This is a genomic window from Streptomyces sp. NPDC031111, from assembly GCF_055570675.1.
In genome coordinates, this window is the sequence record NZ_JBVIGS010000002.1 from 594,730 (window position 1) to 608,744 (window position 14,015).

General features: G+C 73.4%; 8 protein-coding genes. 2 read left to right on the plus strand and 6 right to left on the minus strand.

Annotated features, from left to right (window positions below):
* Window positions 1-53 precede the first annotated feature (53 nt).
* Window positions 54-551: a transcription elongation factor GreA gene (greA, locus tag ACZ470_RS06440; RefSeq protein WP_468424919.1), complete on the minus strand. Its 498-nt coding sequence runs from the start codon at window positions 549-551 to the stop codon at window positions 54-56.
* A 178-nt stretch (window positions 552-729) separates the two neighbouring features.
* The gene (locus ACZ470_RS06445; RefSeq protein WP_468424920.1) at window positions 730-1,128 is read right to left on the minus strand and encodes a DUF4307 domain-containing protein; all 399 of its coding nucleotides are present in this window, start codon (window positions 1,126-1,128) and stop codon (window positions 730-732) included.
* 147 nt (window positions 1,129-1,275) lie between these two features.
* On the opposite strand from ACZ470_RS06445, the gene mca reads away from it, so the two are divergent.
* Together mca and ACZ470_RS06455 are read left to right on the plus strand one after the other, a co-directional pair.
* Window positions 1,276-2,157 carry a mycothiol conjugate amidase Mca gene (gene mca, locus ACZ470_RS06450; protein WP_468424922.1) on the plus strand — a complete coding sequence of 294 codons (882 nt, stop codon included), beginning with the start codon at window positions 1,276-1,278 and terminating at the stop codon, window positions 2,155-2,157.
* A complete protein-coding gene (locus tag ACZ470_RS06455) occupies window positions 2,150-2,380 on the plus strand; it encodes a hypothetical protein (RefSeq protein WP_468424924.1) in 231 nt (76 codons plus the stop codon). Before mca ends, ACZ470_RS06455 begins: the two co-directional genes overlap by 8 nt.
* Window positions 2,381-2,765: 385 nt before the next feature.
* On the opposite strand, the gene ACZ470_RS06460 is transcribed toward ACZ470_RS06455, so the two are convergent.
* The 4 genes from ACZ470_RS06460 to ACZ470_RS06475 all read right to left on the minus strand — a co-directional run bounded on the left by ACZ470_RS06460 (window position 2,766) and on the right by ACZ470_RS06475 (window position 13,978).
* Window positions 2,766-5,966 (minus strand): tetratricopeptide repeat protein, encoded by a 3,201-nt coding sequence (locus ACZ470_RS06460; protein ID WP_468424926.1) that lies wholly within the window; start codon window positions 5,964-5,966, stop codon window positions 2,766-2,768.
* Window positions 5,967-6,061: 95 nt separating this feature from the next.
* Window positions 6,062-7,783, minus strand: coding sequence for a pentapeptide repeat-containing protein (locus ACZ470_RS06465; RefSeq protein WP_468424928.1), 1,722 nt, complete (start codon window positions 7,781-7,783; stop codon window positions 6,062-6,064).
* Window positions 7,784-8,065: 282 nt separating this feature from the next.
* Window positions 8,066-9,448: an alpha/beta hydrolase gene (locus tag ACZ470_RS06470; RefSeq protein ID WP_468424930.1), complete on the minus strand. Its 1,383-nt coding sequence runs from the start codon at window positions 9,446-9,448 to the stop codon at window positions 8,066-8,068.
* 54 nt (window positions 9,449-9,502) lie between these two features.
* On the minus strand, window positions 9,503-13,978 hold the full coding sequence (locus ACZ470_RS06475; protein ID WP_468424931.1) for a peptidase C14 caspase catalytic subunit p20: 4,476 nt from the start codon (window positions 13,976-13,978) through the stop codon (window positions 9,503-9,505).
* Window positions 13,979-14,015 lie beyond the last annotated feature (37 nt).

Consider the following 14,015-nt stretch of genomic DNA (forward strand, 5'->3'; position numbering starts at 1 on the left):
CCCCCGGCACCGCGTGCGGTGCCGGGGGCCCGTCGGGGACTCGCGGGGGCGGGTCAGCCGTCGTACGGCTTGGCGTCGAGGATCTTCACCGAGGCCTTCTTGCCGTTCGGCAGCTCGTACTCCGCGTCCTCGCCGACCTTGTGGCCCATGACGCCCGAGCCCAGCGGGGACTGCGGCGAGTAGGTCTCGATGTCGGAACTCGCGTACTCGCGCGAGGCCAGCAGGAAGGTCAGCGTGTCGTCCTCGTCGCCGTCGAAGGCGATGGTCACGACCATGCCGGGCGCGACGGCGCCGTCGGCCGCCGGGGCCTCGCCGACCTTGGCGTTCTCGAGGAGCTGGGTGAGCTGGCGCACACGGAGCTCCTGCTTGCCCTGCTCCTCCTTGGCCGCGTGGTACCCGCCGTTCTCCCGCAGGTCGCCCTCCTCGCGCGCGGCGGCGATCTTGGCGGCGATCTCCGTGCGCGCGGGACCAGTAAGGTGCGCAAGCTCGTCCTTGAGCTTGTTGTACGCCTCCTGGGTCAGCCAGGTGACGTTCTCGCTGGTCTGGGTCACAGGTGCTCCTCGTAGGTACTGGGAATACAAAGCATCGCCCTACCCAGAAGGATGGTCCTCCAGAGATGGGCGAAACCACGAGCCTAACAATTGAGTGCCCGCAGGGGGAGGACATAAGCCACCGGACTCACGTAAGCGCAGGTCAGTGGCGAGGTATTCCCCGCGGTGTCAGGCGATGTCAGTCCGCGTGGCAGCCGACGAGCTCGGCCGTGGTGCCCGGGGAGGTCGTGCGCAGCGTGACGACCTCGTCGACGCGCGTGGCGTCCTTGTCGAAGCGGAAGTCGGCGCGGCCCACCTCGGCGCCGTCCTCGGCCTGGGAGCGGACCGTGCAGTAGCCGGAGACCCCCGCGTCCTTGTGCACCTCCAGGTGCACCTTCACGGAGTCCTCGGCGGTGTCGAAACCGATCACCTCGGCGCTGATCTCGTTCTGGGCGACGTAGTGGTAGCCGAACCAGCCGACCAGTCCGAGCAGCAGCACCGACAGCACGGCGCCGACGATCTTGAGCGTGCGGTCGGCACGCTGGTCCGAGGAGCGGCCGTAGCGGCCCTCGGGCAGCCGCGTGCTCGACGTGCTCATGATCGTCTCCTCGGCAGGAGGGGACCGGCGTCCCCTGGCGTTTCCCGGAACGGAACTCCGGAATTATTCGTCCCCCGATTCGGTCACTATAGAAGCCTGCGACTGCGCCGCCGCACTGAGGGCGCCTAACGACTTGAGGATTGAGTCTTGACTGACCAGCTGCGACTGATGGCCGTCCACGCCCACCCCGACGACGAGTCGAGCAAGGGCGCGGCCACCATGGCGAAGTACGTGTCCGAGGGGGTGGACGTGCTGGTGGTGACCTGCACGGGCGGGGAGCGCGGCTCCATCCTCAACCCGAAACTTCAGGGTGACGCGTACATCGAGGAACACATCCACGAGGTGCGCAAGAAGGAGATGGACGAGGCCCGGGAGATTCTCGGCGTGAAGCAGGAGTGGCTCGGGTTCGTCGACTCCGGGCTGCCCGAGGGCGACCCGCTGCCGCCGCTGCCGGAGGGCTGCTTCGCCCTGGAGGACGTGGACAAGGCGGCCGGCGAGCTGGTGCGCAAGATCCGTGCCTTCCGCCCCCAGGTGATCACCACCTATGACGAGAACGGCGGTTACCCGCACCCCGACCACATCATGACCCACAAGATCACGATGGTGGCGTTCGAGGGCGCGGCGGACACCGGGAAGTACCCGGAGGAGGAGTACGGCCCGGCGTACCAGCCGCTGAAGGTGTACTACAACCAGGGCTTCAACCGGCCCCGCACCGAGGCGCTGCACCAGGCGATGCTGGACCGCGGGCTGGAGTCGCCGTACGGGGACTGGCTCAAGCGCTGGAGCGAGTTCGAGCGCAAGGAGCGCACGCTCACCACGCATGTGCCCTGCGCGGACTTCTTCGAGATCCGTGACAAGGCGCTGATCGCGCACGCCACGCAGATCGACCCCGACGGGGGCTGGTTCCGGGTGCCGATGGATCTCCAGAAGGAGGTCTGGCCCACGGAGGAGTACGAGCTGGCGAAGTCTCTCGTCGATACCTCCCTCCCCGAGGACGACCTCTTCGCGGGCATCCGGGACAATGCCTGACATGAGCGCAAGCGCAAGCCTGGCAATGACCCACCTGGTGCCTCTGGCGAAGGAACTCGACGAGGACAAGGTGACCCCTGGTGTTCTCGGGTTCATCGTGTTCGCGGTGATGGCTCTGGCGGTGTGGGGGCTGATGAAGTCGATGAACCGGCACATGGGGCGGGTGGACTTCGTGGAGTCCTCGGACCCCGGGGCCCGCGAGTCCGCGGAGAAGCAGGGCTGAGCCCTGCCGCTCACTGCGGCCGCCGCGCCGCCCCACTGCGGGCAGTCGTGCCGCTGGGGCGGCACGGGTGGGCGCAGCGGCACCCCGTAAGCGCCGGGCTGCGCGAATCCCCCGGTCCGCAGCGACGCCGGGTGCCGGCTGCAGGGTGGTTGTGCCCACCCGTTCCGCCCCAGCGGAACGACTGCCCACAACCACCCGGCCCGCTGGAACGGCTGACCGCAACCACCGGGCCGTTGGAACGGCTGGCTGGGACCACCGGGCCGTTGGGACGGCTGGTCGGGACCACCCTGGCCGTTGGGACGGCTGGTCGGGACCACCCTGGCCGTTGGGACGGCTGGTCGGGACCACCCTGGCCGTTGGCACCGCTGGCTGGGACCGGCGCGGGTTACGGTTTTTCGGTTATCTGTACGCCCATTACCTCGCGGGCGTGGCGGCTGGGGACCATGCCCAGGTGCCAGGCCTGCCAGCCCGCCTCCAGGCTCACGCCCCGCTCCAGGAGGAGCTGGTACGCCTCCACGCAGTCGGCCAGCTTCCCGTCGCGCAGGTCGTGCCGGGCCCGGCCCAGCTGGGACAGCTCCTCCTGGGCCACCGCCGTACCGACCTCCGTGCCGCCCGGCGCCGCGTACGGCAGCAGCGTGCAGCGCAGGAAGCGCGCCCAGTCCTCGCCGCGCCGGTCGCCGTAGGACACGAACAGGGTCACCGCCTCGTCGCACAGCGCGAGCGCCTGCTGCGTGCGCGCGTTGCCCGCGTCGACGACCGCCAGCTCCAGACAGGTCCACGCCTCCCCGTGCGCGACCCCGATGCGCTGGAAGTCGGCGTGGGCGTCCACCAGCAGCTGGCGGGCGAAGCCCGAGTTGCGCAGCGACCCCGTCTGGGCCGCCCGCTGGTCCCGGGTCACTCGCGCCGAGTGGTGCCGGGCACAGGCCAGGCCGTACACGTCCCGCATCCGGGAGAACATCGTGCGGGCGCGTTCCAGCTCGCGCACCGCCCGGTCCAGGTCCCCGGTCTCCTCCAGCGCCTGGCCCAGGTAGTACAGCGTCCACGCCTCGCCCCGCGCGTCCTCGTTGTCCCGGTGCCGGGCGGCGGCCCGGCGCAGGTCCTCCACCGCCGGCGAGGCGTCCCCGTCCACCAGCCGGGCCCGCGCCAGCTCGGTCAGCGCCCACGCCTCCCCGCGGGCGTCGCGGGTACGGCCGTACAGCTCCAGGGCGGTGCGCAGCTCGGTCTCCGCGCGCGGGACGTCGCCCCTGCGCAGGTTCAGCTGGCCCAGCTGGAAGTGCGCCCACGCCTGCCCGTGCACGGACTCGCCCGCGCGGTGCAGCACCAGTGACTCGGTGAGCAGGTCCAGCGCCTCGGACAGCCTGGCCCGGTCCCGTTCGACCGCCGCCAGCGCGTGCATCGTCCAGGCGCGGTCGGTGGCCAGTTCGGGCGCGGCCTGGAGATCCAGGGCCTCCCGCAGCTTCGCCGACGCCTCCGTCAGGTTGCCCTGGTGGTGCAGTGTGATGCCGAGCGAGGTCAGGGCGCGGGCCGCGCCCGCGTTGTGCTGCGCCTCCCGGTACAGGTCCACCACCGAGGTCAGCGTCGTCCGCGCCTTGTCCAGCTCGCCCAGCTGACGTGCCGCGATACCCGTGCGCCACTGCACCGAGCGCACCAGCAGCCCCTCGTCCACGGCCTGCGCCAGCTCGTTGATCTCCCCGAGCCGGTAGAGGTCGCCGCGCAGCAGGCAGTAGTCGCACAGCGCGCCGAGCAGGTTCAGCACCGCCCGCTGGTCGACGCCCTCCGCGTGCCGCAGCGCCGCCGTGATGAAGCTGGACTCGTCGTCGAGCCAGCGCAGCGCCTCGTCCAGCGAGGTGAAGCCGTACGGGCTGAAGCGGTCCGAGCGGGTCGACATGTTGCCGTCGACCAGCCGCAGCACCGAGTCGGCCAGCTCGGCGTAGTTCACGATCAGCCGCTCCTGCGCCGCCGTGCGCTCGGCCGGGTCCTCCTCGTCGAGGAGCCGGGCCAGGGCGAAGGCGCGGACGAGGTCGTGCAGCCGGTAACGGCTGTGCCGTACGCGGTCGATCAGGCCGGCGCGATTCAGCGCGGTCAGGTGCCGGGTGGCCTCCGCCTCGTCGGTGGCGAGGAGGGCCGCCGCGGCGGCGGCGCCCAGCGAGGCCCGGCCGGCCAGGGCCAGCCGGCGCAGCAGCCGCCGTCCGGTCTCCGGCTGGTCGGTGTAGCGCAGCCACAGGGCGCGCTCGACCGGCTCGACGGGTCCGTAGGCGCCCAGGTCCGTGGCGAGGGCCAGCGGCGAGCGCGGGCCCAGGGCGGCACCGGCGACGCGCAGCGCCAGCGGCAGGCCCCCGCACAGCTCACGGACCCGCTCGGCGGACTCGGCGTCGTACGGGCCCGAGGAGTCCTGCGCGGCGGCCGTCAGGAGTTCCTCCGCACCGGCGGGGTCCAGCGGCTCCACGGGCAGCTGGTACACCCGGGCGGGCAGATCGTCGGGCAGGCCCAGGGGCGCCCGGGAGGTGACCAGGACCAGGCTGTCGGACCGCTCCGGGATCAGGGTGCGGACCTGCTGCGGGTCGGAGGCGTCGTCCAGGACGATCGTGACCGGCATGCCGGTCAGATGCTGGTGGTACAGCTCGCTCAGCCGCTTGAGCTGCTGGTCGGGGGAGGAGCGCTCACGGAACAGCAGCTGCTCGCGGGGCGCCCCGAGCCGGTTCAGCAGGTGCAGCAGCGCGTCCCGGGTGGACAGCGGGGGCTCGCCCGGGCTGTCGCCGCGCAGGTCGACGACGCAGGCCCCGCGGAAGTGGTCCTTCAGGTCGTGTGTGGCGCGCACCGCGAGGGTCGTGCGGCCGCTGCCGGACGTGCCGTGCAGCACGACCACGGTCGGCTGGGTCTCCGTACTCGCGCGGGCCGCCTGCACCCACTGCCGGATCCGCGCCATCTCCTGCCGTCGGCCCGCGAACGGGCCGAGCGGTTCGGGGAGTTGGCCGAAGGACTGCTCCAGCACGTTGCGGCCGCGGGCCGCCGCGCTCTTGTCCGCGCCGCGCAGCCGCGGTCCCGCCTGCTTCGGCCCGGTGGACGCGGCCAGTACCCGCTGCTGGTCCAGGAAGGGGCGGATCCCCCGTACCTCCAGGGCGGTCAGCCACTGGAGCCGCAACTGTTCGGGCCCGCCCGGCTGGCTGACCGCGCCCGCCCGGTGATGGGCGGCGGGCACATGGGAGCCGGCCACCTTCACCACGGTGGTCGCCGCACCGACGACCCCGACGGTCACGCCCGCGCCCAGCGCCGTCCCGGTCCCGGTGCCGAGCGCCATGTCGGCGACGACGGCGGCCACTCCGGCCACTCCCGCGACGAGCAGCGGGGTCCCGGCGCCCTCGCGGGCGTAGCGCTGCCGGAAGGTGAGCTGCCCGGCCTCGGCCTCGTCCAGGGCGCGGGTGTACGCCGCGTACTCCTCGGCCGACGTCTCCGCCATCGCGTCCAGCGCGCCGCGCGCCCGCGCGAGCAGCACCTTGCCGTCCGTGCGCCCGCCCGACCGGCGCACCTCCTCCTCCACGGCCCGCGCCAACAGCCGCTCGGCGTCCGACCGATGACTGTCCCGCATGTCATGTCCCCCTCCGGCGGCAACTCCTTTGCCCACGAGTGTCCTTCGTACGGGCCGTCAGCGCGAGGGGGCGACGATCAACGGTCGCGTCGGCACTATCTCTTCACACGCCCGCGGACCGCGAGGGCAGCGAGCCCGAGCAGGGCCGGCTCGACGACACGCGAGGTCATCTCGATGTAGGTGCCCGCGGTGGTCAGGTCCTGCCCGGAGGAGCGGAAGACCACCGAGTTGATGACGACCCGCAGCGACTTCTCGAAGCGCTCGGTCGACAGCCGACTGCCGTACGACCCCCGGGGGTTCGCCGGATCCGGCTTCTCGGTGGTCAGGGTGACGCTGTCGCCGGTGACCCGGCCGGTGCTCACCGGCTCGGGGTCGTCCTGGGGCAGACCCCACAGCATCATCGCCAGCACGGTGCCGACGACGGCCAGCAGCAGCCACCCGAGGGCCCGTGCCGCCCGCAGGCCGTACCCGGAGACCGCCCAGTACAGGGCGAGGAGGGTCCGCTCGCCCGGGGGTGTCTCGGTGTCGTGGCGGCGCATCTCCATCTCGCCGTAGTAGAAGTCGGCCGCGCCCGGCTCGTTCTTGCCGTCCTCGAGCGCCTTGCGCAGCTGCCGGTACACCGGAGCCAGCACCGCCGGTTCCCATACGTCCGTGCCGTCCGGCGCGCTCGTCCAGCCCTCCGCGCCCTGCCGTCCGGCGCGCCAGTGGTGCTCCTCGGCCAGGGTCCGTCGGCGGGTCCAGCGGACCGGCCGCCGGCCGACCCGGCGCAGCCCCGGGGGCGGCAGCGCGAGCGGGCACCGTCCGTCGAGCTTCAGCTGGTCGAGATGGACGGTCTCCACGAACAGGCAGCCGGTCAGGTCCACATCGGTCAGGACCAGGTACGCGGCGTCCGCGCCCCGCAGGGAGGTGACGCGCACGCGGGGATCGGACAGACCCGGTTCGGGTATCTCCTCGCCGTCCACGACGAACGGGCGGGACCGGCCGGCGATGCCCACCGGGAACTGGAGCACGGCATCACTGCCGTCGACCTCGGCGTGGCGGAGCCGCAGCGCCGCGGTCGATCCCCAACGCGTCCGCCGGCAGCGCACGGACTCCGCCGCCGCCTCGATCGTCACGGCGGAGTGGAACTCCGCGTCGGACAGGTCCAGCAGTCCGGGGAGCACCAGCGGACCCAGCACCGCCGTACGCTGGAACGTCGCCTTCCGGAAGGTGATGTCGCCGCCGATCCCGTTCCCGCCGAACTCGGCGTCACCGCCGATCGTCGCCCCGGAGAACCCGGCGCCCTCGGTGAAGCGCGTGCCGATGAACGAGACGTCCTCGCCCAGGGTCGCCGACTCGAAGCGCGCCTGCCGTTCGAACTCGGCGCCGTCGAACCAGGCCGTGCGCGCGAGCCGGGCCTTGTCGAACAGGGCGTCGTGCCGGAACACGGCCCCGTCGAACCAGGCCCGCCCCGCCACGTCCGCCTCGCCGAAGAGCGCCGGCCCGTGGAATTCGGCCCTGCCGAACGTGACGTCCCCGCCGACGACCAGCCCCCGGAACACGGCACTCCCGCCGATCGTCACGGCCGTGCACCCGAGGTCGCCGTCGATTCTGGCCTGGAGGAACCAGGCCTCGCCGCGGACGACCACGTCGTCGAACCGGGCGTCGCGGCCGACGGTCGCCTCGCCGAACCTGAGGTCCCGCTCGAACACGGACCCGTCGAAGGAGACGCCGCCGCCGAACCGTGCTCCGCCGAGGGAGCAGTCGCCCGTGAAGTCCACCTCGTGGAACCGCGCGTCACCGCCGAACTCCGCCTCGTCGAGCAGGACGCGCCCCAAGCGGTGCCGTCCGGTCGCGGGATCGGTGAGGGCGGCGAGCAGCTCGTCCAGCAGGTCCTGTGCGAACCGCGTTCCCCGGTGGTCGAGATCGGCACCGGGCTCCAGGCCGGCCAGGTACGCGGCGCGGCTCTCCTCGGTGAGATGGGCGAGGCAGAGTCCGTACGGTTCGACCCGCCGGCCACGGCAACCGGGGCCGCACCGCGGCCAGTCGGGGGCTTCGAAGGGTGGCGAGGTGATGGTCGTACTCCTGTGGCAGCCGGGGGACGTCGTCGCGGACGGGATTCACATGGTGTAGAGGGTGACGACCTTGCGGTCCGTGCCGTTCGGGCGGTCGACCCTCGCCTCCAGCAGCCATCTCCCGGGCCCGCCTCTCAGCTCCGCCCGGAACCGGCCCGTCGGGTCGGGGGCGAAGACGACCTGCTCCTCGGCCCGGTTCCCGATGCGCCGCATGACGGCCCGCGGATTGCGCTCCGCCAGATTGACGCCCAGGACGGCGGCCTCGAACGGCCGGCCGGCGACGGCCTCCGAGGGGGCGTGCAGGGCGATCCTTTCGTCACCGGCGAGCATGCCGGTCACGGCGGTGCCCTTCCTGATGGCGGCGAGTTTTCCGCCCAGCGCCTCGGCGCCGGCCATGGCGGCGTGCCGGGCGTCGGTCCACAGCATGTGGTCCGGATCGTCCAGGGCCCACTCGGCGACGGCGGAATCCCGGGGCACCGTACCGTCGCCGGGCCCGAGCACGTCGCCGTCCTCGGCGAGGCGCAGCCCGTCCGGTGAGAGCCCGACGGCGTGGACGGTCGGGTGAGCGGTGCTCCCCACGGAGTACACCTCGTACGGGAGCCGGCCGCCGGCGTCGGTGCGCCGGTGGGCCTCGCGCGCCGCGTGGAACCGCCCGTGGAAGGAGAAGGCGTCCGCGACGAGTTCGCCGGGCAGGCCGGGCACGGGGTACCGGCGGTCGGTGAGGGTCCGTGGACGGCTCTTCCCCGAGACGCGGACGGCTTCGTGGACCGGCAGCATCTGGGCCACGGACGGCAGGCCGAGGGCGAGGTCGCGGAGGGCCTCGTTCAGGGGGCTCGCGTCGTCCCCGGTCGCGTGGCCGGTCAGCAGCCGGACGGTCCGGGCGAAGCCCTGGTGGGGTGTGCCCAGGGTGACCAGTGTCCTGGCCGTCTCCCGGCCGCCCAGGCACTCCAGGTAGTAACGGCCGGCCAGACCGCCCGTGGAGTGGCAGACGAGGACGACCCCCGGGTCGTCCGGGCGGTCCGGGAAGAACCTGTCGACCTGCTCGCTCCACCGGGTGAGTTCCCGCTCCACCCGCGCCTTCAGCCGCTCGGCGACGAGCCGGTGGGACAGCCGCCAGTCGTAGGCGAAGGGAACGAACTGACCCGGGACCGGATCACCGAGCGCCGCGCGGATGTCGGGGTGACCCATGCAGGAGAGCAGACCCGGCATCGAGTCCGGTGCCATGATCAACTCCTCGGCCGCCAGCCGGAACCGCTCCTCGGGCGGCTCGTCACCGAGACCCGGCGGAAGGGCGATCTCCGCCAGCGCCCGGGAGGAGGGCCGGGACCGGAGCAGGGCGTCGCTGCACCCGGCCCACACGTCCCTGCCGTCCCGGGTCAGCCGGCTGCCGAGAAAACCGGGTACGAAGACCACGAGGTCGTGCTCCACTGCCTTGCTCCTCCTGCCTGGTTGTCGTCCGGCCGTACGGGCTTCCCGCGGGCGTCACCCGGACGCGGCGGGGCCCGGCTCGAAGAAGGAGTGCGGCAGCCGGATCAGATCACACCGGTCATTGCCCTGGAGCGCCACCACCAGGCCCTCCGGGTCCGGTGCGGCGTCCGCCGCGTGCACGGCGTACCCGCGCCACGGGACACCCTCCCCGTGCAGCCACGCCCTGGCCCGCACGTCCCACACCCGCGGTGCCGTCCACTCGCCGCAGACCAGCAGCACGGGCCGCTCCGGGGGGCCCGCGAACACCAGCGACGTCACCGCGGGGAGCTCGCCCGGCAGCCGCTCCGGCGGTTTGCCGTACCCGGCCGAGCAGTCCTTCACATGGACCCCGCCGTCCACCCAGGCCAGCAGGGGGAAGGACTCCTCGTCCTCGGGGTCGTACAGCTCTCCCAGCGCCAGATGGGAGGGGAACACGTCGGGGACGCGGTGCGCGTGTCTCGGGCGCTCCCCGTCGTGCTCCCACAGCCGGATCTCGTCACCGAGGTCGGCGGCCAGCCAGTACGTCCCGTCCCGCATGGACCGGGCGTCGAGGTCGCAGCAGCGCAGCCCGGCCGGTGTCGGCTCGCCCGTGCGCCAGCCGCGGGAAGCGTCGACGGGCATGTCCCCGTGGACGACGCGCCCTTCGTCCGGCACATAGATCCGCAGCCGGGTCCCGGCACCGTCGACGACCAGGCCCAGGGACGGGACCTCCTCCCCGGCGTCCCCGCCGAGCGTGAGGTCGTGCCGCGCCTCGACGGTCAGGTCCTCGGACAGGCGCCACATCCGTACGGTGCGTTCCGCCGCCGCGACCACGATCCAGGCGCCCGCCGCGTACACCGCGTCGACGGCGGTCACCAGCTTCAGATGGGTGAGCTCGGTGGCCGGGCGGGTCGCCGGGTCGCCGGGGCCGGGCCGGGACACCCGGATCCGGTCGTCCCAGGTGCGGCAGAGCAGCGGCGGTCCGTCCGGTGCCGCGGCCAGGGCGACGGCGGGTCTCTGGTTGCTCGGGCGCCGCTGTGTGCCGCGCCCGGCCGCGAGCGCGGGACCCACGTCGAGCATGCGGATGTCGGGGCCGTCGGCCACGGCGAGCAGTCCCTGGCCGTGGGGCTCGAAGGCCATCGCCTGGTCCCGGGGCGCGGTCATCCGGAACGCCGCCTCCCGTTCCTCGTCCTCCACCGCCCACACCCGGACCGTGACCTCCTCGTAGCCGGCGAGGAGCAGGTCGTCGCCGTGGCGGCCGAAGACGAGCCCGCGCGCCGAGGAGTCGAATTGACGTACGAGCTCCACGGTGGGCGGGGCGACGGGGGCGGCGTCGTCCGTCCCGCAGCGCCAGACCCGCACCCGGCTCCCGTCGGCGACCGCGATCCAGCCGTACCGCCGGCCCCCGGGCGCGGACACCGGCGCGGCGGTCGCCGCGGCGGCGAGCGCGGGAGCCCCGAGTCCGCCCAGGTCCAGGACCTCCGCGAGCAGCCCGCCGGATCCGGCCGTGCCGCGGTCGACCTCGAGCAGCGCCGCCCGGTCCCCGGCGACCAGGGCGAACAGGCGGGGCCCCATGGGGAGCGCGGCGAGCCGTTCGACGTCGATCATGCGGATGTCCGTCAGCGGTGTGCCGAGCCGGCGCATGCCGCCCTTCCAGGACCACATCCACATCCGCTGCCCGTCGGCCGCCAGGACGACCGTCTCCGACGCCCGCTCGGCGGCGGCCAGGGCGCCCACGGCGCCGCCCCAGCGGTAGACGTGGTCGGGCAGCCGGGAGGCGGAGCGCCAGAAGTGGACGGCCCGGTCGTCGCGGGCGATCGTGGTCCAGTGGGGTCCGGCGCCCACCTCCCGCACCTCGGTGAGGGCGGTCCCGCGCTCGCCGGACGTCTCCCCGGTCCGACGGGTCAGCAGCCGTTTGCCCGACTCCGGGTGCAGGACGAGGATCTCGCCGCGCCCGCCCGCGGTCAGCGTGTCGTCGGCCACCAGTTCCGCCGCCCCCGTACCGGCCCGCCAGCTCAGCGTTCTCGCCCCGCCCAGCGGGGCGGCACGACGCCACTCCAGGGGATCGGGCGGCATGTCGGTCCAGTACTCCTGCCAGGGCAGGAACCCGTCGACGGCCGCCAGCGCCCGGTAGGTGGCGTCCCGGTGGCTGACGAACGCGGTCGCCCGCAGCAGGGCCTTGCGGGCCCGGGGCGAGGCCGAGTCGCGGAAGGCGCCCCCGACGCGCCCGTAGAGCGCCGCCCCGTCGCAGTCCCGGGCCAGGGTGGAGGCCAGCGGCAGCATCACGTCCGGGTCGGTGCGCAGCAGGAAGTCCGTGTCCTCGAAGAGCGCCCGCAGTTCCTCCGGCCCGACCTGGGCGGCATGGGCGCCGAGATAGGCGAGGGTGTAGGCGTCCGCCCCGGACCAGTCGGCGCCCGCCCGCGCGCGGAGCGCCGTCACCACTCTCCGGTGGGCGTCCTGGGTGTCGAGTCCGGCGCCGGTGAGGAAGAACTCGCCGTAGCTGGGATGGGCCAGCTGGTAGGTCGTCCCGTCGCCGTGCGGAGCGGTCTGGGAGGCGACGATGCCGCCGTTGGCGCTCCGGCACACATACTGGAGATCGCCCAGCGTGAGCTCTTCGCTGTCCGGATTCCGCAGGGCGTTGGCGAGGGACAGCCAGGTCCTGCCCGGTGCCGCCCCACGCCCCTGGACCACGGCCAGCGGGCGCAGCACCTCGTGGGCGCGCTCCGCGCCCCGCTGGGCGGTGAGGTGGTCGACCTCCTCGGCGAGCCGCCGGTGCAGGTCCATGCCGCCGGACGTCATCCAGGACGACAGCTCCGCCTCGGTGACGGTCCGGGGGCGGCGGGCGAGTTCCGTCGCGGCGAGACGGGCCACCAGGAACGAGCCGTGGCTGCCCGACGCGACGAGCCGGGCGGTCCAGTCACGGTCGGCGTCCCTCTCCCGGCCCCGGTACGGGGAGCCCTCCGTGTCGAGCACGGACAGCGCCATGGCCGCGATGCCGGCCCGCGCCTCCTCGTCGTCGCCCAGCACCAGGGGATCGACGGTCCGGTCCAGGGTGTCCAGCAGCGACTCCTCCTCGGCGGGTGCCGCGGTGCGTCTGCGGGGCTGCGGCCGCGTGCCCACGACCACCCGCACCCCCTCCAGTTCGGACAGGGGATTCAGCAGATGGCGCGCGATGTCGTGGGCCTGGTCCGGAAGCGCCTCGTCCAGGGCGTCGAAGATCAGGTTCAGGGAGCCCGCCCGGGTGACCAGGGCGTCGACGGCCGTGCGGCACTGCTCCGGGGTGACCGGTCCCCCGGGCAGCGGGGCCATGCCCTCGAACGGGGACAGCACGGTCCACAGAGCCGTGACCAGCGAGTGCACCGACTGCCCCTTGCAGCTCAGGGCGGCGTGCACGGTGCCGGGGCGCGGCAGCGTCGACGGGTCGAGTTCCGGGCCGAAGGTCTCCCGCCATTCCGGGAGCGAGGTCAGGGCCAGACGGCCGAGCAGGGCCGTCTTCCCCGTTCCCGCGAGGCCCGTCACCGCGAGGAGCCCCTTCGGATGGGTGTCCATCCAGCGCACCACCCTGCTCAGGGCCCGCTGCCGGCCGGCGAAGTGGCGGCTGAGGTGACTGCCCTCCTCGAGACCGAACTGAGCGGCGGCGTCCCACGGCGCGCGTCCCGTCAGCACGGCGGGTGTGTGCACCCGCCGCTCACTGTCCCGGAAGTGGGGGTTGTCCAGGAAGCTGTTGGGCAGCGACCGGACCTCGGTGCGGCCGGGGCGCTGCGCGGGCTCGTCGAGTCCGGAGGCCGCGGCCGCCGCGTCGATGCCGTCCAGCAGGTACGGCAGGGGCAGGTAGAGGACGGACGGCTCGAAGGGGCGGGCGTGGTCGGGCGCCACGAAGTCCGGATCGGCCAGGGCCTCCTCCAGCCATCTCACCCAACGGCCCTCGGGAACCTCCGCGTCGATCCCCGACGTCCCGATGACGACGAAGCCCGACTGCCGGTTTTGCCGCGCCCTGGACACGCTGTCCCGCTCCAGGTGCAGGGCCCGGCGCAGGGCCGCGGCGAGGTGGCTGTGCGAGGAGCAGGCGTCGACGATCAGCAGGGTGTCGGTCTCGCACCCGGGGTCCAGCAGCCGGTCCACGAGATCCGTCAGGGCGAGGGCGCGCTCCGGGGCGAAATCGCCGTCCTCCCAGGAGTCGGCGCAGGCGAGGAAGTAGCCGTCGTCCCCCCGGTGGATCCCGTGCCCGGTCCAGTAGAGGATCTTCCGCTCGGCGTCGTGGGCCAGGAAGTTCTCCAGCCCCTCCCACAGCTGCCGCCGCCCGGCTCCCGCGTCGTCGATGCGGACGCTCTCCCCGAACCCCAGCGAGCCGCGCGCCACCCGGGTGAACCGGTCGCGTACGTCCGCCACGTTCCTCAGCCGGAGCTGCTGCCGCGTGTCCGCGTCGGGGTGCGCGTAGTCGGACACGGCCACGGTGCCCACCAGGGACGAGGAGCGCCGTTCGGACTTGACCAACGCCAGGTGAACGCCCACATCACTCCGTATCATGACGAGGTCTCGCAGCTCTATG